The organism is Pradoshia sp. Z5_111, assembly GCF_058267535.1.
The window spans coordinates 50719-74559 of record NZ_JBZCPQ010000007.1 but is presented as its reverse complement, the minus strand read 5'-3'; the positions used below and the strand labels follow the sequence as shown (position 1 = coordinate 74559).

The window sequence follows — 23841 nt, the reverse complement described above, 5'->3', positions numbered from 1 at the left end:
TTTTATAACATGCTCTATTTTTCGGAGAATTTACCTAAAATCTCTTGAATAATCATCCTTTCACCATTCCTTGTAAAACCATTTCATCATTATTCCACAATACTTAAATCTACACATAAAAAAACTCCCCCGATAAAACCGGGAGAGCTATATTTTCAGTTTATTCTTCTTCGTCGAAGAATGTATTAATGACTTCTTCAACTAGAGCCCATTCTTCATCATCTTCTATATCATTTAATGTTCCGACTTCACCTGTTTCATCAGGAATATAAGAAGCTACATGGATGAGGTCTTCATCTTCTTCGCCTTCGTTTCCTACTGGTGCAAATACAACGTATTGCTTATCATAATCATCCAATTCGAACGTAAGTAATATTTCGTGTAACTGCTCGTTACCATCTTCATCAACAATTGTTATCATATTTTCTTCCATGTCTGATCACCTCTAAATTATTTGCCGCCACTATCTAAATATCCTTGCAGAATTAAGACAGCGGCCATTTTATCTATAACTTTTTTGCGTTTTTTACGGCTTACATCTGCATCTAATAAAACCCGTTCTGCGGCCATTGTGGTTAAACGTTCATCCCACAAAACGACCGGAACCTTATATCGTTTTTCAAGCTTTGAAGCATAATACTGACTTGCCTCGCCTCGCGGACCTACAGTTCCATTCATATTTTTCGGCAAACCTACGACAAATTTATCGACTTTATAAGGTTTAAGGATTTCATCTAAACGTTTCAGGCCAAGCTGATTTTTTTCTTCGTCAATTGCTATGGTTTCCAAACCTTGAGCAGTCCAGCCCATTTCATCACTGATGGCGACTCCCACAGTTTTACTACCCACATCAAGACCTACAATTCGCATATTATCCCTCTCGTTGCTGCTCTAAATAAGATTTGACCAGAACTTCTATAATCTCATCTCTTTCAAGCTTTCTAATAAGATTTCGTGCATCATTATGACGCGGAATATAAGCAGGGTCTCCTGACAAAAGATAACCTACAATCTGGTTAATAGGATTGTAACCTTTTTCATTTAGAGCATTATAGACTTCCATTAAAACATGGCTAACGTCATGCTCAAAAGAATCCTCCGGGAAATTAAATTTCATTGTTTTATCAAATGAACTCATTCCAACGCACCCCGCTTTCATTCAAAAAGCTATATTTCCATTGTTCCTCTTATTGTACACTACTTAAACCTAATAATAAAATTCGAATGATAGTTTTGGCTAGTCAATACTATCCATGCCAAAATGATTAGATTCAAAAAGAAGGGGGGCAAATCCTTTGCCCCGTTTTTATTTGTTAACCAATTCTTTTACCAGCTCTAGCGCTGCTTCTAAATCATCAGGGTTCTTACCGCCGGCCTGAGCCATATCAGGACGTCCGCCTCCGCCGCCTCCGCAGCGTGCTGCTACCTCTTTAATGATTTTACCGGCATGGTATCCTTGGTCTATTAAGTCTTTTGTAACTGCAGCAATTAAGTTTACTTTTTCTCCTTGCGCACTTCCAAGGACAATAATGGAGGACCCAAGCTTTTGCTTTAAGTCATCAGCCATATTTCTTAAATTATTCATATCCTGAGCTTCTACCTTCGCTGATAAAACCGTTACACCATTAATTGTTTCAGCTTTGGATTGAATATTTCCTGCCTCGATATTGGAAAGCTTCGCTGCTAATGATTCATTTTCTTTTTGTGCGTCTTTTAATTCGCCTAATAGAGAATCAATTTTAGCAGGCAAATCTTTTGGATTAGCTTTAACTTTAGCTGCTGCCTGGCGAAGAACACCAATTTGTTCTTTTAATTGAAGATAGGCAGATTCGCCTGTTACAGCTTCAATCCTTCTAGTGCCAGCTCCAATTCCACCTTCAGAGACAATTTTGAAAAGCCCGATAGCAGATGTATTAGGAACGTGGCAGCCACCGCAAAGTTCAAGGCTGTATTCTCCTACTTGGACAACACGTACGATATCGCCATATTTTTCACCGAATAGAGCCATTGCCCCCATAGCTTTTGCTTCTTCAATCTGTTTATTTTCAATCGTTACATCGATACTCTTCCATATTTTATCATTTACAATTTGCTCAACCTGTTCAAGCTCTTCTTCGGTAACTTGTCCAAAATGAGAAAAGTCAAAACGAAGTCGATCTGGTCTTACTAAAGAACCTGCTTGATTAACATGCGTGCCCAGTACATCCTTTAATGCTTGATGCAGTAAATGAGTTGCTGTATGATTTTTAATGATTTTACGGCGATTTGCTTCATCTACAACCGCTTTACCATACGTACCTTCCTTCAGCAATCCATATTCTACGATAACAGTGTGTAAGTTCTGGCCATTTGGAGCTTTTTGAACATCCTTCACGAATACTCGTAAGTCTTCAGATTCAAAGAATCCTTTATCCGCGATTTGTCCGCCGCTTTCAGCATAGAAAGGTGTTTGGTCAAAAATAACTTGAACTTCTTCTCCCGCCATGGCATCGTCCGCTTTTTCACCATTTTTAATGATTACTTCCACTGTAGCCGGGCATTGAAGGGTTTCATATCCAACAAATTTACTTTGTACTTTTATGTCTCCCAAAATACCACTTTGTACTTGCATGGAGTCTACATCCTGGCGTGCAGCACGTGCACGTGTCCGTTGAGCTTCCATTTCTCTTTCGAAACCTTTTCGGTCAATTTTCATGCCTTCATCTTCTGCATACTCTTCTGTTAATTCAACTGGGAATCCATAGGTATCATAGAGACGGAATACATCAAATCCGTTTACTATATCGCTGCCCCTTTTCTTCTCAGCCTCAATAACTTCCGCAAGTATGGCTAAACCGTCATGAAGGGTTTCATGAAAACGCTCCTCTTCATTACGAACAACCTTCGCAATGAAATCCTGTTTCTGTTGAACTTCTGGATAATAATCTACCATGATATCCGCCACAACAGGAACCAGTTCATACATAAACGGCTTATTAATGCCAATTTTCTTAGCAAAACGAACAGCTCTGCGCAGCAATCTGCGTAGAACATAACCGCGTCCTTCATTGGATGGAAGTGCTCCATCACCTATTGCAAACGCAACCGTACGAATATGGTCAGCAATAACACGGAATGCTACATCTTTATCCGCACTTGTTCTATATTTTTGACCTGAAATTTCTTCAGTTTTATGGATAATCGGCAGGAATAGATCCGTATCAAAGTTCGTGTCACCATTTTGGAAAATGGATGCCATCCGCTCAAGACCCATTCCTGTATCAATATTTTTCTTCGGTAATTCAGGATACTCACTGCGCGGTATTTCTGGATTTGCATTAAATTGAGACAATACGATATTCCAGATCTCGATATAACGATCATTTTCGATATCCTCTTCAATTAATCGAATGCCGATATCTTCAGGATCAAATTTCGTACCGCGGTCAAAGAAAATTTCAGTATCAGGTCCGGATGGGCCTTCACCAATTTCCCAGAAATTGTCCTCAAGCGGAATTAAGTGACTATCCGGTACGCCTAAGCTTTTCCATACCTTAAGGGTATCAGTATCTGCTGGATAGTATGTGATATAAAGCTTGTCTTTTGGCATAGCAAACCAGCGTTCATCTGTTAATAGCTCCCAGCCCCATTTGATTGCTTCTTCTCTGAAATATTCTCCAATAGAAAAGTTACCCAGCATTTCAAAGAAAGTATGGTGTCGAGCTGTTTTTCCTACATTTTCGATATCGTTTGTTCTAATCGATTTTTGGGCATTCGTAATCCTTGGATTTTCAGGAATAACTCGTCCATCAAAATATTTTTTTAATGTTGCAACTCCGGAATTAATCCATAACAGTGTCGGATCTTCCACCGGTACTAACGATGCACTCGGTTCAATTCTGTGACCTTTTTCCTGAAAGAAATCTAAAAACATTTGACGAATTTCTGCCCCAGTCATGTACTTCATAAGATTGAATCCTCCTTTTTTATACACAAAAAAAGCCCTCATCCCCAAAAACAGGGACGAGAGCTTGACTCGCGGTACCACCCTGATTACGAAACCTCTAAAAAGTTTCGTCACCTCAGAAACCTTAACGCGGTTTAAACGGCGGGTTTTTGCCCGCACTCCGGACTAGCTTTCTGTTTCTCTTCTTCCAAAGTCTCTTTCAGCCGTGGAGACTTCTCTCTTTCATGTAAATAGGATTTACATTCGGAAGGGCTTAAACATACTCGGTCCATCAACATATTTCAATATATCCGTTATAAGTTGGATTATAGTCATAAGTGTTTTCTTTGTCAATGTTTCAGGAATTGTTTAAGGGTTATTCCTTAATATTTTACTATGTGTAATGGCAACCTTCAAAAAGGCTAAAATAGGTACAGCAAGAATCAGACCTAGTATTCCGCTAATCTCTCCACCGACAAGTAAAGCAAAAATGATAATAAGTGGGTGCAGCTTTAACGTTTTCCCCATGATAATTGGTGAAATGACATTTCCCTCTAGAAATTGAATCACAATAATGATAATGGCCACCTTGATGACCATACCAGTCGACATAGTGATTGCTACGAGCAATGCCGGAACCGCTCCAATCAGAGGTCCGAAATAGGGAATAATATTCGTTACCCCAATAAAAAGGCTCAGCAATAAAGGATACTTCATACCAAATAACCAGAAAAGTATAGCGGCAAAGGTTCCCACAATCGTACAGACCAAGAGCTGTCCGCGAAGATATCCGCCCAATGAATGGTCTATATCCTTCAAAAACTTTTTCATTGTTCCTCTGCTCTTTTTAGGAAATATACTTAATCCAAAGTCGATAATCTTTTCAGCATCCTTCAGTAAATAAAAAGATATGATAGGGACGAGCAACACAAAGATGAAAAAATCCGACAGTCCACTTAGCGCCTCTATTAATACAGTTATGGAAGAACTTAATTTCATTTCCATAGAGCTAATGATTTGTTCCAAACGATCATGCAGACCAAAAGGCCAACTTGAGGTTTGTGAATGAAAACGAGCTATGTAACCTCGGTATAATTCTGCCATTTCAGGCGCTCTTTCCGCAACGTCAATCATTTGATTAATGAATACTGGAATTCCTTTATACAATCCATAGCCGACTACCCCAAAAAACACCAGATAAATCAAACCAATTGCCAAACCTCTATGCAAACCTTTTTGATGTACTTTTTCCACCAAGGGATGAAGGAGATAACTAATAAGAGCCGCTCCAATGAATGGCGATAATGCAGTTAGAAAAATCTGTATAACAGGAAACCAAATTGGTCTGAGCAAGTAAAAAACAAATAATACGATAAATAACAATAATAGAAATCCAAGTCGATAAAACCACTTTATCTGTATGTTCAAAAATCCCACCTCTATACTATTTTCTTTATGTTAAAAGAAAATATGTATGGGGATTCTGAAGGCAAACACTAAAAAAAGGTTTAAAAGGTAGGGAATCTACCTTTTAAACCCTTAACTACCAATCAAAATGACTTCATGATTGTTCGTTTAATCTTTCTCATATTACGGCCGGATAGCATTCCATTATTGGACATACTCCGATAGATCGCCATTCCCGCTCCTAAGGTTATTAACGACGAAACCATTTTATTCATAGCAACTCACCTCATAATTTAGGAAGTACGAATCAAAGACTCATCTGTCGGTCTTCTTCGCTAAACAAATCATCTAAAGAACTTAACACTCCATCCTCTTCCACCTGATGGACATGCATAATTCCTTTTTGGATAGATAATTCCACAAAACAATTCCAGCAATAATATTGATTCACGCCAATCTTGCCGATATCTTTGCTGGAGCAATTCGGACATTTCATAGCAATCACCTCATAAAAAAATATGTGTAATTGCCAGTTTGTCCATTGTATGCAGAATTCATTCAGCTTAAAGACCAACATTTGTATTTTAACCCTGTATCATAAAATCATAAGGCGTAATGTTTTCCATCCCAATCATCGGATCTGTTTGGAATAATTTTTGCTCATACGTCAAGCCATCTTCGTTGGAACTTTCACCTTCAGTAACTGGATTTTCAGGTTCGGAGATAACTTCCTTATCACGGAACCCTTCCTGCAGTTTCTCAAGCAGAGTTGTTCGTCGTTCTTCCTCACCACTACGACCGACGCCGTATCGCAAGGCTTCCTCTTCACCGCATACAATCAGGAACTGTTTGCTCCTTGTTATGGCCGTGTAGATTAAGTTTCGCCTTAGCATACGGTGATAGCTCTTAACAACTGGCAAAATGACGATTGGGAATTCACTTCCCTGGGATTTATGAATGGAACAACAATAAGCGTGGGTTATTTGATTGAGCTCCTGGCGCGTATACTTCGCTTCAATACCATCAAAGGAGACAAAAATTTGATCCTGTTTATCTTCATTTTCCTTTGCATAGATTATCGCTATAATTTCACCCATGTCTCCATTATAAATCCCATTTTCAGGCTGATTCACTAGTTGGAGAACCTTATCTCCAACCCGATACACCACATCCCCAAAAGCCAATTCCCTTTTCTTCTTATCGCGATTATCATTAAGAATGCCCTGCAGGAGGACATTGAGAGAATCAATTCCGGCACTCCCTCTGTACATTGGAGCTAAAACCTGAATATCTCGGGCTGGGAACCCTTTTTGACGGGCATTGGTTACAACCTGCCTAATCACATCCGCTACTTGATTAGTGGAACAAGAGAAAAATGAACGATCTCCCTGCGGTTTACGAATATCTGGCGGCAGCTGTCCGTTTTTTATCGCATGTGCGAGCTGAATAATGGAAGAACCATCTTCCTGTCTGAATATTGATTCCAGACGGGTTACAGGAATAACGGAAGAGGCAAGTAAATCCTTCAATACCTGACCCGGTCCAACCGAAGGCAACTGATCCTCATCACCAACGAGGATGACTTGCATATCATTCGGCAATGCTTTAAAAAGCTGATTGGCCAGCCAAATGTCTACCATCGACATCTCATCCACAATTAAAATTCTTCCGCTGATTGGATTATCTTCATCACGCTGAACATCCGATCCATTCCAGCCCAGCAAACGGTGGATGGTCACGGCGGGAAGCCCTGTGGATTCCTTCATCCTTTTTGCTGCACGCCCTGTTGGAGCCGCTAAAACAAACGGAAATGGATTTTCATTATTATAATCTTTTGGATTAAGGGACAACCCATGTAATTCCGAGTATAATTCAACGATTCCTTTAATAACGGTTGTTTTACCGGTACCAGGACCTCCTGTCAGTATCAGCATTGGAGAATGTAAGGCTTTAAAGATTGCATCCTTTTGCTTCTCGGCATACTCCATCCCAATTCGCTCTTCTAGTTTACCTAGCTCCAGTAAAAATTCAGATTCAGGGAATTGATCGGCATATGAGTCCTGAGACATAATCCGTTTAATATTCGTTACAATCCCTTTTTCAGAAAAGTAGAGGGACGGCATATAAAACCTTTTATCTTCCCCAATGATCTTCCCTTCTTCACCGAGCTGGATTAGTTGATCCGTAATTTGTTCATACGTAATGGTCACATTTTGATTCTGTTCCAATAGGCTTTTTACACTGATCAGTAGCTCTTCTGCCTCTGTATACGAATGCCCATCCTGTACACATGTTCTGTCAAGTGTATAGAGGATTGCTGCCTTGATCCTTGATGGATGGCTTCCTCCGATACCTAGCTGTAAGCCGATTTCATCTGCGCGGGTAAACCCAATTCCTTCAATCGTTTCGACTAGCTGGTATGGATTTTGCTCAATGATGGATATCGTATCCTCTTTATAAGCCTGATAAATTTTCATGGATAGCTGAGGTCCAAACCCCAGGCTGGATAAATTAATCATGATTTGCTCCAGACCCTGATTGGCAGCCAGTGTATCATATAATTGCTTTGCCTTTTCACCGCTTAGCTTAGGAATTTGATCAAGCAATGATGGATTCGCTAAAATTTTGGAGATTGCCTTTTCACCAAGTTTATCAACAATCGATTCTGCAATCTTTTTACCAATCCCTTTGAAAAGAGATCCGGATAAATAAGCAATCACACCCTCCTTTGATTCAGGAACTTCACGCTGGAAGGTCTCTACATGAAATTGAATCCCAAAACGGGGATGTTCTTTCATTTTCCCATAAAACGTGTATATTTCTTCCTCATGAATAGGGGGAAAATACCCGGTAATAACAGCTTCTTTTTCATCGTAATTCAAATTCGTTTCTTTCACTCTGATTCGTACAACCGAGTATAAATTTTGTTCATTATGAAAAATGGTAACCAAATGTGTTCCTTTGATGAAAGGTTTGTCATTGTCGGAAAAGACGAACGACTCTTGTTCCACAAGAAGCACCTCCCGTTTATAACAGTTCTTTCATTTGTTTTAACCCATTCAAAGCAAGGATGTGATCAGGCTGGATTTCAACCGCTTTTTCAAAATAAGCGATTGCTTTATCTGCATCTCCCTTAATCCCACCGTAGGCCACACCCAGGTTAAAATACGCATCTGCATGTGACTCATCAATTTCAAGCGTCTTATTCCATGCATCAATCGCCAAGTCATACAACTCCGCACTGGCCAAAGCCAACCCATAATGGAACTGGGCCTCTGCATCACCAGAATTTAATTCCACACTTCTTTGGAAATAAGGTAAAGCAAGCTTCGGCTGGTCTAAGTGCAGTAAACAAAGACCAAGCATAAACATCACATCCGCTGTTTCAATTCCTTTTTTGATAGCCAGCTCAAACTGATCCTTCGCCTTCACTAAATCATCGAGCTCATAATAAATGCTGCCCAACCCATAATAGGCAGTCGCAGCTTCCGGATCCAGTTCAATGGCTCTTTCAAAAAATTTAATCGCACGTTGATTGTCGTTCATCGATGCCAATACATTGCCGAAATTGATAAACCCTACTGGGTCATTTGGATTTTCCTCAATCATTTCGGTAAATACTTTTGCAGCATCCTCCCATTTTCCTTGTTCCATATATTGAATACCTAATTTATTTTTATCCATACTATTCACTCCTACATTCCTAACTGAATGGAAATAGTATACCACAAAGTGATAGTCCGTTGTCCTAGAGACAAGCATCTGGACTAGCAGTGCGCCATCCATTATAAGTTATAGAAAATCCCACCAGTTTACCTTCCTAAATATGCCTAGATTACTCTCTTAATCACACAGTATAAAAATATTACACTTTTTGTTAAAATTAATTGGTTTTTGGGTAGAAGTATATTTATGGGAGTGAGAGATATGAAGAAACTACAATATGCCGCCGGACTTTTACTAACAATCGGACTGATTTATATCGGATATACCTTCTTTTTAGATGAAAAGATAAAAGCCAATCAGGAACATGTCATTATGGCTTTAGGTGATTCCTTAACCTATGGGGTGGGCGATCGCCATGAGGAGGGCTATGTCGGTCAGCTTGAAAAAATTTCAGAAAGCGAATCCTCCAATAAAAATTATAAAATCAATAATTATGGAATTCCAGGTCAGGAGTCAGAGGGAGTTATCAAACAATTAGCGAATCCTACAATAAGTGAAAAAGTGAATGAAGCGGACTATATTATCTTATTTATAGGCACTAATGATTTACGTACAAGTTTGGGCGGTGATTTTCAAACCATCAATCACGCTACTATAAAGAAAGAGAAAAAAGATTATCTTGATAATATAGATGAAATTTTGAAAAGCATTCGCCTGCTTGACAATGACGTCCCTTTTATTGTTGTTGGGTTATATAATCCATTTCCTAATGATGATCGCCTTGACCAAATTTTAGATGACTGGAATCACGATCTAAAAGAAACGGTCAGTAACTACTCATCTATCACCTTCGTACCAACAGATGATTTGTTTCAGGATAAAACAAAAAAAGACTATTTCAGTGATAGCCTCCATTTAAATAACAAGGGATACCGTCTGATTGCCAATCGGATCAGCGACGAAATCAAATAGGCTATGGATTGTTTACTCCATAGCCTTTCTTTTTTCATAGAATCTTAAGAAGCCTTTAACAATTTCATTCACGACAATGGTTCCTATTGTACAGAAGAAGATTAAGATCCATTCTTTCAAGCCAATCGGTTCAATCTTGAGTAATTTGGCAAAAGGTTCGATATAAACAACTGCCAATTGCAACAAGATGACACCTATGACTGACCAATTTAAATATTTATTGCTGAACACATCTGTTTTCCAGATTGGTTTACGTAAATGCCTGACATTATATACTTGCATGTAACTAATAAAGGTTAGTGCCATAAAGGCAACCGTTTGTCCGACTCTCAATTCATGGTCTGTAAGCTCATTAAATTGTAAATCGAATATGGAATCAATTCCAGCAGCCCATTTCAACCCAATTAGGAAGGCTAAGAGAGAAGCTACACCAATCAACAAACCATTTAAAATCAGGAAGATGACTGAATCCTTCGTGAAAATACCTTCTTTTTTAGGCCTTGGTTTATCCAGCATAACATCCTTATTCTTATCTACACCAAGCGCAAAGGCTGGAATAGAATCACCAACTAAATTCAACCATAAAATATGGACGGTCAAAAGCGGTGTCGGCCAGCCAAGCAAGATGGCAAAGAAGAGCACTAACACTTCACCAAAGTTACTTGTAACAAGGAAAAGAACAGATTTTCGTATATTAGCAAAAATATTCCTACCCTCTTCAACCGCTTTTATAATCGTGGTGAAATTATCATCCATTAGAACCATATCAGAGGCACCCTTGGCAACATCTGTGCCTGTTTGTCCCATAGCAACTCCAATATCAGCTGTTTTTAAGGAAGGAGCATCATTCACACCATCACCGGTCATCGAAACAATATGCCCATTTTCTTTAAAGGCCTGAACGATTTGGACTTTATGCTCCGGCGATACCCGGGCGAATACACGAGTATCGACTGCTGCTTCCTTCAATTCTTCAGGTGTCATTTGATTCAATTCTGCACCCGTGATAACTTTATCAGATTCCGTTATACCCAAACGGTGCGCAATCGCAATCGCTGTTTGCGGATGATCACCTGTAATCATCGTTACTTCAATTCCTGAACGATGAGCTCTTTCAATTTGAAGTTTTGCCTCTGGGCGAGGAGGATCCATCAAGCCTACCATTCCATAAAACGTTAAACCATTCTCTATTTCTTCTTCATTCAGTTCAGAAACCGCTTCAGCTGAAACTCTTTTTCCTGCCAAAGCCATTACACGAAGAGCACGGTTGGACATCTGCATCACAGCTTGATTAATTTTAGTTATGTATTCCGGAGTCATTTTTACTATTTTGCTATCTAGTTGAATAGTGGTTATTCTCTCTAGCAGGATATCTACTGCACCTTTTGTCAGTACAATGTATCCATCGCCATCTTTATGTATAGTAGTCATCCTTTTTCTAGTTGAATCGAACGGAATTTCAGCTACACGCGGAAATTCTTTGTCCAAATCAGACTTTGTGTAACCATTCACATGTGCTGCTTTAACAAAAGCCACTTCTGTCGGGTCGCCGGTTTCTTCCGGTTCATAAGTGGCATCCGAGCATAATGCAAATTGATTAATTAACCTTTGGTCATCCGCAGTATATGGTACATCTTCCTCGATAACTTTTAAATTAACATAACGCTCAACGACACTCATTTTGTTCAAAGTCAGTGTTCCTGTTTTATCTGAACAAATCATGCTAACCGAACCCAAAGTTTCAACTGCCGGAATTCTCCGTATGATTGCCTTTTGTTTAATGAGACGCCTTACCCCAAGCGTTAAAACAATTATGACCATTGTCGATAAACTCTCAGGTATAGCCGAAACAGCAAGGCTTGTGGAAATCATAAACATTTCTCCAGGATTTCGTCCCTGTATTAATCCTACCATGAACATAACGACACAGACGATAATGGCACAATAACTTAACTTTTTCCCGAGCTGATCAAGATTTTTCTGCAAAGGAGTTTTGCTGGTTTCAGTACTATGAAGCATTTCAGCTATTCTCCCCACCTCTGTATTCAACCCGGTTGCGGCCACAATTCCAATCCCTCGGCCATTTGTAACTTGAGTAGACATGAATGCCATATTAAGATAATCACCAAGTGGCTGATCAGGATTTTCCAGAGTCCAATTCTCATCCTTATCTACCGGAAGGCTCTCACCCGTTAAAGCAGATTCTTCAATTTTCAAGGAATGGGATTGAATGATACGAATATCAGCCGGTACTGTCCTTCCAGCTTCAAGTAAGACACAATCACCAGGTACGAGCAAGGATGCATCAATTTCCCTGACATTCCCTTCTCTCTTTACCAAGGCTTTCGGTGCTGCTAACTTTTTTAGTTCGTCCAATGCATTTTCTGCCTTTTTCTCTTGGACTACACCAATAATGGTGTTGATAATAATCACAAATGTAATAATTAAACCGTCACTCACTTCACCCACTATAAATGAGAATAAAGCGGCAACCATCAATATGTAATTAAGTGTGTTATGTAATTGCAGGGCAATCATTTTTAACAATGAATTTTTTTGCTCTACTCCGAATTCATTTTTTCCATAGTCTTTTAATCTTGCTTCTGCTTCTTTTTCTGTTATCCCCCTTTCTGCATCTGTATCAAATACTTCGAGAACTTCTTTTTTGGAAAGTGAATAATCGTACTTCTTCACGTCCATCTTTCATCACCTGCATATGTATATTTTTACAGAACATAAATAGCCTGTTTCTCTACGAAACAGACTATCCACATTCAATTGGCTATTTTATTTACCCAACATAATCAAGTTTTAAACCTTTTTTATAAACTTTATCGATGGTACCTCCACCCAAGCAGACTTCACCATCATAAAATACTGCGGCTTGCCCAGGAGTCACCGCTCTGATTGGTTCAGCAAAAATTACTTCTGCCTGATTGTCATCCAATACTTTTACTGTTACTTTATTATCTGCCTGGCGATATCTGAATTTAGCCGTACACTCAAATGTATCACCTGGTTTCCTTTCAGAAATCCAGTTCATTTTGTCAGCGATAATAGAATCGGAATAGAGGCTGTCATGGTGAAAGCCTTGCTCTACTAATAGAACATTGTTTTCTAAATCTTTCCCAACCGCAAACCACGGTTCACCGCTTCCGCCAATTCCAAGTCCATGACGCTGTCCCAATGTATAATACATAAGGCCGTCATGCTTACCCTTTAGTTCGCCACTCATCGTTCTCATCTCACCAGGTTTAGCCGGCAAATATTGCCCAAGAAATTCCTTGAAGTTACGCTCGCCGATAAAACAAATACCTGTGGAATCTTTCTTAGTAGCTGTTGGCAGGCCTGCCTCCAAGGCGATTTCTCTAATTTTTGGCTTATCATACTCACCAATTGGGAACATAACCTTGCTTAATTGCTCCTGAGTTAATTGGTTTAGAAAATAGGTTTGATCCTTATTATTATCCAACCCTCTAAGCATTTTATATTCTCCATCTTGGTAAGCAACACGCGCATAATGGCCTGTTGCCAAATAATCTGCGCCCAGATTCATGGCATGCTCAAGGAATGCTTTAAATTTAATTTCTTTATTACACATCACATCGGGATTTGGAGTACGTCCCGCTTTATATTCCTCAAGGAAATACGTAAACACTTTGTCCCAATACTGCTTTTCAAAATTGACTGCATAGTAGGGAATCCCAATATGATTGCAAACACGGATGACATCTTCATAGTCCTCCGTAGCTGTACAAACGCCATTTTCATCTGTATCGTCCCAGTTTTTCATGAAAATTCCTACAACGTCATAGCCCTGCTCTTTTAAAAGATAAGCTGCAACAGAGGAATCCACTCCACCGGACATTCCGACAACAACTCTAGTTTCCGCCGGGGATTTCATTATACACTTCACCTCATACCTATTTACTTCACTAATCGATTTATCACATTTACAGCAATCTTCGCTGCTTTTTCTACTTCTTGTTCCGTATTACCCTGCCCAAAGCTGAAGCGGATTGAATTCTTTGTACGCTCTGAATCTTTTCCAAACATCGAGACAAGAACATGCGATGGTTCAATCGATCCAGCTGTACAGGCAGAACCACTTGAAACAGCCACACCTGCCAAATCCATATTGACTAAGAAAGCCTCAACACTCGTTCCTGGAAAACTAATATTCAGTACATGCGGCAGTGAATCATGTAGCTTTCCATTGATGGAATAATTAATACCTGCTTCGTCAAATACATAAAGCATTACTTCTTTAAAGGCTCTATACTGCTTCGCCTTTTCCTCACGTGTATGTGACATCAGCTCAGCCGCCTTTGCAAAGCCAGCTGCACCAGGCACATTTTCAGTTCCTGCCCGGCGTTTTCTTTCCTGCTCACCACCAAGCAACAACGGCTTAAATGGTACGCCTTTTCGCACATATAAGAAGCCAATACCTTTCGGACCATTAATTTTATGTGCAGATACACTTAAGAAATCGACAGCTAAATCCTGAACCGATATAGGAATAATTCCATAAGCCTGTACCGCATCTGTATGGAACAATGCCTGATGGTCAGCCAAAAGCCTACCAATTTCCTGAATAGGCTGAATGGTGCCCACTTCATTATTTCCGAACATGATCGTCACTAAAATCGTATCATCTCGTAATGCTTCCCGAACGGAACTTACAGTTACCTGTCCTTCTTCATTGACAGGCAAATACGTAACCTCATACCCTTCTTTTTCAAGAGCCTGGCATGTATGCAATACGGCATGATGTTCAATTTCCGAAGTGATAATATGGTTGCCTTTATTCTTCATAGCTTGTACACTGCTATAAATTGCTGCATTATCTGCTTCTGTACCACCGCTTGTGAAGATAATTTCATCTATTTGTGCACCAATACTTTCAGCCAACACTCTTCTTGCATCATCAATAAGCTTTCTCGATTCTCTTCCGAATTGGTGAATGCTTGATGGATTCCCGTAAGTATTTTTCATAACTTCCGTCATCACATCAATAACTTCTGGATGCATAGGCGTTGTCGCTGCATGATCCATATAAACCCGTTCCATGGCCTATACCTCCTTTGCCTAAACAAAATTACTTTATATTAAATGTAGAACATATATGATTGAGTGGAGTCGTCCTCTTCTTCATAGGATGCCAAGTCTTCCAAAGTTGTATTATCCAAAACATCCTTTACAGCATCTCTGATTTTAATCCACAATTGTCGTTTAACAGGTTCTTCATCCTCAATGCCTTCAACCGGTGTAATTGGGCCTTCAAGCACCTTGATCACATCACCTGCTGTAATTTCATGTGGATCTTTCGTTAGTTTATAGCCGCCATAGGCACCCCTGATACTTTTTACAAGTCCTGCATTACGCAAGGGGGTAACCAATTGTTCCAAATAGTGTTCGGACAAATTATTTGATTGTGCTATCGATTTTAGGGAAGTAGGACCTTCTCCATGTTTCTTAGCTAAATCAATCATAATGGTAAGTCCGTATCTTCCTTTGGTAGATATTTTCATTACTTAGCACCTCAGCCTTACATTTAGTCTACAAAAGTATACCATACATTAAATCATTGCCTATTTTCAATGACTCAGTACAATTCTTCTTAATTTTTTATTTTCTATTTAATCATAGTAAAAAAACCAGTTTCGACTACAGGAAATCTCATGAAACGATAAAATTCCAGAGCTCTTACGCAAAAACGAAAATATAGGAATGTGAAGCGTTTATCGATATAATGAAAGCATCCTGAAGCTTATTTGTGGAGGTTAGTTAGTTGAATACTGAACCACTCGCATTTCGAATGCGACCTAAGAACTTAGATGAAATTATTGGCCAGAACGAAATCATCGGTAAACAAACCAGTTTATATAAAATGATTAAAAACGGGCATGTCCCCTCTATGTTATTATACGGTGAACCTGGCATTGGAAAAACATCCATTGCTTATGCAATTGCGGGAACCACCAAGATACCGTTCATTGCCTTAAATGCAACAACAGCCGGAAAGAAGGATATCGAAGCAGTTGTTGATGAAACACGTCTGACCGGGCAGGTTATCCTCTTTCTTGATGAGATCCACCGATTCAATAAAGCTCAACAGGATTATCTTCTGCCACATGTAGAACGAGGCGATATCATTTTAATCGGAGCCACAACGGAAAATCCTTTCCATGATGTCAATCCAGCAATACGGAGCCGTTGCGGCCAAATCAAGCAGCTTACCCGCTTATCTGTCGAAGAAACCATCATACTCCTTCAAAGAGCCCTTTCTGATGAAAAAAATGGTCTGGGAAAAATGGATATCCGAATCACCGAGGAACAAATTAAAAAAATTGCCCTTCACTCAAATGGAGACGCAAGAAAATCATTAACACTGCTGGAATCAGCGGTTTACTCGTCAACCAGGGATGAGGATACGTATATCATAGAAGATGAAGTCATTGACGATTTAGGTGGAAATGTAGGAGTTTATGGAGATAAAAAAGGCTCAAACTTCTATAACCTTTTATCCGCCCTGCAAAAAAGCATAAGAGGAAGCGATGTTCATGCTTCTTTATATTATTTAGCTCACCTTCTTGAGGTTGGTGATCTGGTTGCAGTCAATCGGAGACTTTTAGTGATTGCTTATGAAGATATCGGACTGGCAAATCCTTCTGTCGGAAATAATGTGTTGGCAGCTGTTACTGCCAGTGAACGTCTCGGTCTTCCCGAGGCTCGCATCCCACTTTCAGTAGCGGTTGTGGAAATGTGCCTATCCTCCAAATCAAATTCTGCTTATAAGGCATTAGATCAAGCCATTTCGGATATTCGAAGCGGCAAAGTCGGGGATATCCCTAAGCATTTACGAGATGGCCATTATTCAGGCGCAAAAGACCTCGGGCATGTTGGTTATAAATACCCGCATGACTACCCAATCGGCACATTTGGTGGATGGGTTAAACAAGATTATCTCCCAGGCAACTTAAAGGGAACAAAATACTATGATCCGATTGAATCCGGCGAAGAGAAACGATTAGCCGCTATATATGAAAGACTGGAACAGTTTAAAAATAAGCAGTAAAAAAAGATTGGCTTTTATTAGCCAATCTTTTTTCAAGCAGGTGACGATTCGCCGATAACGTTAATCATTCACTCGTTTGATTTTTATTTCCTTCAATGCTTCTCTAACAACCCAGCTCGCTGCAATTAATCCAGCCGTAGAAGGCACAAATGCATTGGATGAAGGCGGGAATTTAGCCTTGCGAATATCTGCATCCTGGTTGCCCACCACTTTTGTCACTTCATCAAAAGGCACAATCGGGCTCTCGTCGGAGAAAATGACTGGAATCCCTTTTCGAATGCCTTCTTTCTTTAATTTAGTACGAATCACTTTAGCTAATGGATCTGTATGTGTTTTGGATATATCCGCTATTTGAAAGCGGGTTGGATCCATCTTATTGGCAGCGCCCATGCTTGAGATGATAGGGATATTCCTTATCAGACATTCTTTCATCAAGTGAATTTTGTAAATAATCGTATCGGAGGCATCGATTACATAATCGGGTTTATAAGCGAAGAAATCCTGATATGTTTCCTCCGTATAGAACATTTTTAAAGCAATTACTTCGCAATCTGGATTGATGTCAAAAATACGCTTTTTCATCGCATCTACTTTTTGCTCTCCAACAGTGGATAATAACGCATGAATTTGTCTATTCACGTTTGTTATATCTATATCGTCCTTATCTACTAATATCAACGTGCCCACCCCGGAACGTGCCAAAGCTTCCACGGCAAAAGAACCTACTCCGCCAATACCGAGAATCGCCACAGTTGTATTTTTTAATATTTCCAAGCCATCTTTCCCGACAGCCAATTCATTACGTGAGAATTGATGCAACATGAATAGCTCCACTCCAATTTCATTTTTGTTATTAAATGTAATTACCTATTTTTATTTTCCTAAACATTTCTGTTTATCTACACGCACTTCACTCTTTGATTGTATTTTATCCGAAAACATTTATCTCTGTAAAATACAGTTTCAGCTGATTCAGCAGCAGGCCACGATATTTCTCCCTATCCCTTTATTCACTTGTTTGAAGGATTGGAGTAACCATTAATCACCAATCGCTGAAGTAATGTATTGTTCTTTAATTATGTATCTTTTCTTCAGTAGGCGTCCGTCGTGTCGATTTATGATACCATACTTTCCTACTAGGAATGAAAGGATATATTTCTCATCGATAAAAATAAAAAACTCATTGCAGCAACTGCAACGAGTTTTAATAAGTTCATAAGTATAGACGCCCCAAATTGTGCCGTTTGATGCCTAGTGCTTTGGCCCGCCCTCGGCAGGTGGGTGTCCTGTTCCACTTTGTTGCAAGTCCTTCACGAAAAAGGCATTTGCGCAAGCGGTAAACTCCGGACTCCCGTTAAAAGAAATGTTCGGTCAAAACAAAAAGGATGCATAACGTACACTTCAGGACGTCTATTAATTGATTTAATCATATCAAAAGCAGGTTACTTTTTCAAGCCTGATTCCGTTTTTGAGACCTTTAGACTAAGCTCCTTAAGCTGACTGTCAGATACTTCACTCGGTGCATCTGTCAACAGGCAGCTCGCGCTCGCAGTCTTAGGAAATGCAATCGTATCACGCAGGTTAGAACGGCCGGAAAGCAGCATGACTAAACGATCCAATCCTAGCGCAATTCCGCCATGCGGAGGAGTACCATATTCAAATGCTTCCATCAAGAAACCAAATTGCTCATTAGCCTCTTCTGGTGTGAATCCAAGTACCTCAAACATTTTTTCCTGGATATCACGTTCGAAGATACGCAAGCTTCCTCCGCCCAATTCATAACCATTTAACACAAGGTCATAAGCAATGGCTTTTACTTCACCAGGGTTTTCATCAAGCAAAGGAATTTGTTCTCTAACAGGCATAGTGAATGGGTGATGAGCTGCATAATATCTGCCATCTTCTTCTTTATATTCAAGAAGCGGCCAGTCAGTTACCCATAAGAAATTAAATTTACTTTCATCAATTAGGTTTAATTCTTTTCCTAATTTATTTCGTAAATTACCCAATGCATCCGCGACAACAGATTTCTTATCAGCAACAAAGAGCAGCAAGTCTCCAGCTTCAGCACCAGTAACCTCGATTAAACCTTTTCCGTCTTCATCCTGGAAGAATTTTGCGATTGGTCCTTTTAGACCTTCTTCCTCCATCTTCATCCATGCAAGCCCTTTTGCACCGTATCGGGCAGCAAATTCACCTAATGCATCAATATCTTTTCTGGAATAATTGGAAGCAGCACCTTTTACATTCAATGCTTTAACCTGTCCGCCGGATTCCACTGCACCTGCGAATACTTTAAAGCCTGAATCTTCAACGATGTTGCTAACGTCAATTAATTCCATCGCAAAACGAGTATCTGGTTTATCAATACCATAACGGCTCATCGCTTCATCATACGTCATTCTCGGTAATGGTAAAGAAAGCTCGATTCCTTTGACTTCCTTCATCACTTTAGCCATCATGCGTTCAGTCAAATCCTGAATATCCTCCTGGCTCATAAAGCTAGTTTCAATATCGATTTGTGTAAACTCAGGCTGACGGTCTGCACGTAAATCCTCATCACGGAAACAGCGTGCCACTTGATAATAGCGTTCAATTCCAGAAACCATTAATAATTGCTTAAAGATTTGCGGTGATTGCGGCAATGCATAGAATTCACCTTCATGCACACGGCTAGGTACTAAGTAATCACGCGCGCCTTCTGGAGTGCTCTTAGTTAAAATAGGTGTTTCGATATCAAGGAAGCCCTCTCCATCCAGGAAGTCACGGATTGCTTTAGTTGCTTTATGTCTCATTTTAAACGTTTCAAACATAACCGGACGGCGAAGATCTAAATATCGGTAAGATAAACGAAGGTCCTCAGATACTTCTTCGTTATCCGTAATCGCAAATGGAGGTGTTTTAGATTCATTGATAATGATTACCTCTTCTGCCTGAATTTCAATACTACCTGTTTTAAGGTTTTTGTTAATCGTTCCCTCTTCACGAGCTACCACTTTTCCCCGTACGCTTAATACATACTCACTTCTGATTTTTTCAGCTAGACCTAAGGCTTCAGGTGATAAATCTGGGTTGAATACAACTTGGACAATCCCTGTACGGTCTCTTAAATCGATAAAAATCAACCCGCCAAGGTCACGTCTTTTTTGGACCCACCCTTTGACAGTGATTTCTTCTCCGATTGCTGTTATCGGTACTTCTCCGCAAAAATATGTTCTTCCGTACACTGTAAATTCCTCCTATTATCTTCCCAGTTTAGTTTTTAATTCTGTTACTAACTCAGCGAGATCCACTTGCTGTTGCTCACCGGTTTGCATATCCTTTAAGGAAATTTTATTTTCTTTCAGCTCATCTTCTCCGAGGACCGCTACAAATTTAGCGTTCACCCGGTCAGCCGCCTTAAATTGTCCTTTTGCTTTGCGATCTGAGTAATCTTTTTCAGCTGATACTCCATTTCTGCGTAGCTCATCTACCAGTTTCACAGAATAATCCTTTGCTTCCTCACCAAGTGATACGATAAAACAATCCACACTTTTTTCAATCGGAAGCTCAATATTCTCGACTTCAAGTGCAGAAAGCAATCTTTCAATACTTAACGCAAAGCCAATGCCCGGGGTTTCAGGACCGCCAACCTCCTGTACAAGGCCATTATAACGGCCGCCTCCACAAAGAGTTGTAATTGCCCCAAATCCTTCAGAATCAAGCATGATTTCAAAAGCTGTATGATTGTAATAATCAAGTCCGCGAACCAAGCCTGGATCAACAACATAAGCAATTCCAATCGCATCCAAGTACGCTTTTACCTTGTTGAAATACTGTGTAGACTCTTCATTTAAGTAATCGATAATGGACGGTGCGCCAGACATCAACTCATGATTACGGTCCTCTTTGCAATCCAGTATTCGTAATGGGTTACGCTCTAAACGATTCTTACAGTTCGGACAAAACTCCTCAATCCGGGGCTTAAAGTGCGCAATCAAAGCTTCTCTGTGTTTTGCACGGCTTTCTTTGTCTCCAAGACTGTTGATCACTAGCTTCAGATTCTTTAACCCTAGCTTTTTATATATATTCATGGCTAATGAAATTACTTCTGCATCAATCGCCGGATCGGAGCTCCCTAAAGCTTCCACACCAAACTGTACAAATTGTCTGAAGCGCCCTGCCTGTGGACGCTCATATCGAAACATTGGCCCGATATAGAATAACTTAACAGGCTGAATGGCATTCCCATACATTTTATTTCCCACAAAGGAACGAACTACGGCTGCGGTACCTTCCGGGCGCAGGGTTAAACTGCGGTTTCCCTTATCCGTAAATGTATACATTTCTTTTTGTACAATATCTGTTGTATCTCCCACACCTTTTTCAAATAACTCGGTACTTTCGAAAATTGGTGTGCGTATTTCTTGATACTGATACACTGAGCAAATTTCTTTTGCTATGTTTTCGATATACTGCCATTTTTCTGATTGACCAGGAAGGATATCCTGGGTTCCCCTTGGTATTTGAACGGCCATATCAAAATTCCTCCTTAAAATGCAATCTATAACCATTTCCAATTGGCATGGCTTGGTAATTTTAGGTAAAATAAAAACAACTCCCAGTCCCATGCATATGCAAGGGACGGGAGTTGTTACCCGCGGTGCCACCCTAGTTGGAGCATAAATAGCTCCCACTTTTACAGTTAACGCCTGTTCAACGTTCATCCCCTACTAGAAACTAACGTTTTTTCAGGGCGAAACCTACGGTGTGTTCGTTCATAAGGGCACATGCAGAAGTGTTTCCAGCCTAAGACACTTCTTCTCTGCTCATGTGTGATCTATATTACTCTTCACCATCATTGGAATATAATATGTATTTTTATTTAATTAATATTACGAAGTAACTTCCTAGTTGTCAACCCTTAAGAACGTCCAAGTTTCTTTTTTAGTTGTTTCACGTCTCTGACGGACAGGCCAAATTCCGATGCAAGCTCCACCATGGAATTATTCTGTTCTTTAACCAAAAAATCATGAAAATCCACTCCGAATATTTGTTTACCGGCATTTTGTGTGATTAATCCCTTTTCACTGTATCTCATATCATGAACACCCCTTATTTATTTAAACTACAGATTGTCTTAATCAGTATTCCCGACAGTTTAAAGTATCTTTCATAAAAAAAATTTTTTCTTTAACAAATGCCAGATCTGATTTTTAAAGAAGGAGCGATTCCCACCTTGCCAAAAAAAATTATGTTTTTTCTATGTGTAACCCTTCTAATTGCGCCGATAAAAAATTCTATATCAACTGTACATGCAACAATCGATAAAATTGTGGTTAATGAGCCATCTATTTATGTCCGAGAGGAGGCAAATATAAAGGCACCCATCATTGATGAAATCCAGGCGGGGAGTGTTTATGATGTCCTCGAAATAGATCAAGATTGGATTAAACTAAAGCTCAGTGACAAAAAAACAGGATGGGTAGCCAGTTGGCTCGTTACAGGCTATGAAAAGGCGAATCTCACCTCCGATTCCGGTATTATCACTGCAGATGGTCTGCGTGTTCGAAAAGGCCCAGGCACAGAGTTTAAGGTACTCGGCAATCTTCCCATCGGAACAGTAATCCACATAATAGAGAAACAGAATAGCTGGATTTCATTCACCTATGAGGACCAAATAGGCTGGATACACAGCAACTACATCCATCAACATCAATTACAAAAATCCTCAAAGAGAATCCGTATAACGGCTTCCGTTTTAAATGTACGAGCATCGGATAAACCAAATGCATCAGTCATTGGAACAGTAATAAAAGATGAGGAATATACCGTTCTCAAAGATATTAGAAACATGCTTAAAATTGAACTTCCATCTAAAAAAGAAGGATGGATCCCGAGTTGGTATACAGAATCAGAGAGTGAACAAAATTCAAGTCCTCAAAGGAATGAGTCATTAATGGGGAAAACTATCATCCTGGATGCCGGTCATGGGGGCACGGACGGCGGAGCATCCGGACCAGCTGGGACTTTAGAAAAAAATCTAACGCTTCAGACCGTTAAACTGGCATATGAAAAGTTACGAACAGCCGGAGCGAACGTAATCATCACTCGTTCCAGCGATCGGTATGTAGCGTTACATGCAAGGGCCAATCTTGCAAATATGAATACAGCCGATGCCTTTATCAGTTTTCATTATGATAGTAATGAGAATGGGGATAAAAGCGGTATTAAAACATATTATTATCATTCCTATCAAAAGCAACTAGCCTTAACTATTCAAAAATATCTAATGCAAAACGAGACATCTCTAAATGACCAGGGAGTAAAACAGGACAACCTGCACGTTTTACGAGAAAATCTTCGGCCGGCTGTTTTATTGGAATTAGGCTATATTAATAATCCTGCTGAGGAAACTCTTATCCAAACAGAATACTATCAGGAGACCATCACAGATGGGCTTGTAAATGGACTGGCTGCCTACTTTTCCGATTTAGGAATTTAGCGTTTGAAAAGCTTTGATAAATGGGAACCGTTGTAAAAATCAGTAACTGTTCATAGGTCTGTACTAAATAACTTAGAGTCTCCCTTTATGCTTTTAATTGATAGCTTAAAGGGAGTATTTTTATACAGAATTCTTTGGACGGAGAATGCAAAATAGTTAGAGGGGTTCGCTGGTTGAATATTTATTGTGTTTGGCTGGATAATTGGTAGAATTGGCTGGATTCTTGCTCAGTTTGGCTGGTTTCTCTCCTGTATATCTAGATCACTAATTATTGATACACAAAAAAACACCACCATATGTCCGAAATAA

20 protein-coding genes, 1 other RNA gene and 1 other annotated feature are annotated in these 23841 nt (G+C 39.7%); of the genes, 3 read left to right on the top strand and 18 right to left on the bottom strand.

Features of this window, described 5'->3' with window-relative positions:
• Positions 1 to 160 precede the first annotated feature (160 nt).
• The 9 genes from AC4D4A_RS14750 to AC4D4A_RS14710 all read right to left on the bottom strand — a co-directional run bounded on the left by AC4D4A_RS14750 (position 161) and on the right by AC4D4A_RS14710 (position 9016).
• On the bottom strand, positions 161 to 433 hold the full coding sequence (locus AC4D4A_RS14750) for a DUF1292 domain-containing protein (RefSeq protein WP_066105394.1): 273 nt from the start codon (positions 431 to 433) through the stop codon (positions 161 to 163).
• A 17-nt stretch (positions 434 to 450) separates the two neighbouring features.
• Positions 451 to 870: a Holliday junction resolvase RuvX gene (gene ruvX, locus AC4D4A_RS14745; RefSeq protein ID WP_066105397.1), complete on the bottom strand. Its 420-nt coding sequence runs from the start codon at positions 868 to 870 to the stop codon at positions 451 to 453.
• Between the two features lies 1 nt (position 871).
• Positions 872 to 1138, bottom strand: coding sequence for an IreB family regulatory phosphoprotein (locus AC4D4A_RS14740; RefSeq protein ID WP_066105399.1), 267 nt, complete (start codon positions 1136 to 1138; stop codon positions 872 to 874).
• A gap of 168 nt (positions 1139 to 1306) precedes the next feature.
• On the bottom strand, positions 1307 to 3946 hold the full coding sequence (gene alaS / locus AC4D4A_RS14735) for an alanine--tRNA ligase (protein WP_490996588.1): 2640 nt from the start codon (positions 3944 to 3946) through the stop codon (positions 1307 to 1309).
• 348 nt (positions 3947 to 4294) lie between these two features.
• Entirely contained in the window at positions 4295 to 5362 is a 1068-nt protein-coding gene (locus AC4D4A_RS14730; protein WP_490996587.1) for an AI-2E family transporter, read from the bottom strand.
• A 113-nt stretch (positions 5363 to 5475) separates the two neighbouring features.
• Positions 5476 to 5607 (bottom strand): YrzQ family protein, encoded by a 132-nt coding sequence (locus tag AC4D4A_RS14725; RefSeq protein WP_077248072.1) that lies wholly within the window; start codon positions 5605 to 5607, stop codon positions 5476 to 5478.
• Positions 5608 to 5639: 32 nt separating this feature from the next.
• Positions 5640 to 5828: a YrzR-like zinc ribbon domain gene (locus AC4D4A_RS14720; protein ID WP_066105409.1), complete on the bottom strand. Its 189-nt coding sequence runs from the start codon at positions 5826 to 5828 to the stop codon at positions 5640 to 5642.
• A gap of 88 nt (positions 5829 to 5916) precedes the next feature.
• Positions 5917 to 8343, bottom strand: coding sequence for an SF1B family DNA helicase RecD2 (gene recD2, locus AC4D4A_RS14715; protein ID WP_490996586.1), 2427 nt, complete (start codon positions 8341 to 8343; stop codon positions 5917 to 5919).
• A 16-nt stretch (positions 8344 to 8359) separates the two neighbouring features.
• Positions 8360 to 9016, bottom strand: coding sequence for a tetratricopeptide repeat protein (locus AC4D4A_RS14710; protein ID WP_490996585.1), 657 nt, complete (start codon positions 9014 to 9016; stop codon positions 8360 to 8362).
• 243 nt (positions 9017 to 9259) lie between these two features.
• On the opposite strand from AC4D4A_RS14710, the gene AC4D4A_RS14705 reads away from it, so the two are divergent.
• Positions 9260 to 9970, top strand: a complete 711-nt coding sequence (locus AC4D4A_RS14705; RefSeq protein ID WP_490996584.1) for a GDSL-type esterase/lipase family protein — start codon at positions 9260 to 9262, stop codon at positions 9968 to 9970.
• Between the two features lie 12 nt (positions 9971 to 9982).
• On the opposite strand, the gene AC4D4A_RS14700 is transcribed toward AC4D4A_RS14705, so the two are convergent.
• The 4 genes from AC4D4A_RS14700 to cymR form a co-directional block, all read right to left on the bottom strand.
• A complete protein-coding gene (locus AC4D4A_RS14700) occupies positions 9983 to 12670 on the bottom strand; it encodes a cation-translocating P-type ATPase (protein ID WP_490996583.1) in 2688 nt (895 codons plus the stop codon).
• 91 nt (positions 12671 to 12761) lie between these two features.
• Entirely contained in the window at positions 12762 to 13877 is a 1116-nt protein-coding gene (mnmA, locus tag AC4D4A_RS14695) for a tRNA 2-thiouridine(34) synthase MnmA (RefSeq protein WP_490996674.1), read from the bottom strand.
• A gap of 20 nt (positions 13878 to 13897) precedes the next feature.
• Positions 13898 to 15040 carry a cysteine desulfurase family protein gene (locus AC4D4A_RS14690; protein WP_490996582.1) on the bottom strand — a complete coding sequence of 381 codons (1143 nt, stop codon included), beginning with the start codon at positions 15038 to 15040 and terminating at the stop codon, positions 13898 to 13900.
• Between the two features lie 38 nt (positions 15041 to 15078).
• Positions 15079 to 15501, bottom strand: a complete 423-nt coding sequence (gene cymR / locus AC4D4A_RS14685; RefSeq protein WP_140461985.1) for a cysteine metabolism transcriptional regulator CymR — start codon at positions 15499 to 15501, stop codon at positions 15079 to 15081.
• Between the two features lie 260 nt (positions 15502 to 15761).
• On the opposite strand from cymR, the gene AC4D4A_RS14680 reads away from it, so the two are divergent.
• A complete protein-coding gene (locus AC4D4A_RS14680; protein ID WP_490996581.1) occupies positions 15762 to 17048 on the top strand; it encodes a replication-associated recombination protein A in 1287 nt (428 codons plus the stop codon).
• Positions 17049 to 17108: 60 nt separating this feature from the next.
• Here AC4D4A_RS14680 and AC4D4A_RS14675 read toward each other — a convergent pair whose 3' ends face one another.
• From AC4D4A_RS14675 to AC4D4A_RS14655, 5 genes are all read right to left on the bottom strand, one after another.
• Positions 17109 to 17870: a tRNA threonylcarbamoyladenosine dehydratase gene (locus AC4D4A_RS14675; protein ID WP_066105431.1), complete on the bottom strand. Its 762-nt coding sequence runs from the start codon at positions 17868 to 17870 to the stop codon at positions 17109 to 17111.
• A 401-nt stretch (positions 17871 to 18271) separates the two neighbouring features.
• A non-coding RNA gene (gene ssrS, locus AC4D4A_RS14670) (6S RNA) lies at positions 18272 to 18459 on the bottom strand.
• 31 nt (positions 18460 to 18490) lie between these two features.
• Positions 18491 to 20275, bottom strand: coding sequence for an aspartate--tRNA ligase (gene aspS / locus AC4D4A_RS14665; protein ID WP_490996580.1), 1785 nt, complete (start codon positions 20273 to 20275; stop codon positions 18491 to 18493).
• Between the two features lie 15 nt (positions 20276 to 20290).
• Positions 20291 to 21565 carry a histidine--tRNA ligase gene (gene hisS, locus AC4D4A_RS14660; RefSeq protein ID WP_490996579.1) on the bottom strand — a complete coding sequence of 425 codons (1275 nt, stop codon included), beginning with the start codon at positions 21563 to 21565 and terminating at the stop codon, positions 20291 to 20293.
• 99 nt (positions 21566 to 21664) lie between these two features.
• Positions 21665 to 21898 (bottom strand) — a binding site (T-box leader).
• Between the two features lie 53 nt (positions 21899 to 21951).
• Positions 21952 to 22128: a hypothetical protein gene (locus tag AC4D4A_RS14655; protein ID WP_175354278.1), complete on the bottom strand. Its 177-nt coding sequence runs from the start codon at positions 22126 to 22128 to the stop codon at positions 21952 to 21954.
• A 138-nt stretch (positions 22129 to 22266) separates the two neighbouring features.
• Here AC4D4A_RS14655 and AC4D4A_RS14650 point away from each other — a divergent pair, with 138 nt between their 5' ends.
• A complete protein-coding gene (locus AC4D4A_RS14650; protein ID WP_490996578.1) occupies positions 22267 to 23532 on the top strand; it encodes an N-acetylmuramoyl-L-alanine amidase family protein in 1266 nt (421 codons plus the stop codon).
• The last annotated feature ends 309 nt before the right edge of the window (positions 23533 to 23841 follow it).

Coding starts and splice junctions, on each gene's coding strand:
- AC4D4A_RS14750 (WP_066105394.1), bottom strand. CDS start 433: ATGGAAGAAAATATGATAACAATTGTTGATGAAGATGGTAACGAGCAG.
- ruvX (WP_066105397.1), bottom strand. CDS start 870: ATGCGAATTGTAGGTCTTGATGTGGGTAGTAAAACTGTGGGAGTCGCC.
- AC4D4A_RS14740 (WP_066105399.1), bottom strand. CDS start 1,138: ATGAGTTCATTTGATAAAACAATGAAATTTAATTTCCCGGAGGATTCT.
- alaS (WP_490996588.1), bottom strand. CDS start 3,946: ATGAAGTACATGACTGGGGCAGAAATTCGTCAAATGTTTTTAGATTTC.
- AC4D4A_RS14725 (WP_077248072.1), bottom strand. CDS start 5,607: ATGAATAAAATGGTTTCGTCGTTAATAACCTTAGGAGCGGGAATGGCG.
- AC4D4A_RS14720 (WP_066105409.1), bottom strand. CDS start 5,828: ATGAAATGTCCGAATTGCTCCAGCAAAGATATCGGCAAGATTGGCGTG.
- AC4D4A_RS14710 (WP_490996585.1), bottom strand. CDS start 9,016: ATGGATAAAAATAAATTAGGTATTCAATATATGGAACAAGGAAAATGG.
- AC4D4A_RS14705 (WP_490996584.1), top strand. CDS start 9,260: ATGAAGAAACTACAATATGCCGCCGGACTTTTACTAACAATCGGACTG.
- AC4D4A_RS14700 (WP_490996583.1), bottom strand. CDS start 12,670: ATGGACGTGAAGAAGTACGATTATTCACTTTCCAAAAAAGAAGTTCTC.
- AC4D4A_RS14690 (WP_490996582.1), bottom strand. CDS start 15,040: ATGGAACGGGTTTATATGGATCATGCAGCGACAACGCCTATGCATCCA.
- cymR (WP_140461985.1), bottom strand. CDS start 15,501: ATGAAAATATCTACCAAAGGAAGATACGGACTTACCATTATGATTGAT.
- AC4D4A_RS14675 (WP_066105431.1), bottom strand. CDS start 17,870: ATGTTGCATCAATTCTCACGTAATGAATTGGCTGTCGGGAAAGATGGC.
- hisS (WP_490996579.1), bottom strand. CDS start 21,565: ATGGCCGTTCAAATACCAAGGGGAACCCAGGATATCCTTCCTGGTCAA.
- AC4D4A_RS14655 (WP_175354278.1), bottom strand. CDS start 22,128: ATGAGATACAGTGAAAAGGGATTAATCACACAAAATGCCGGTAAACAA.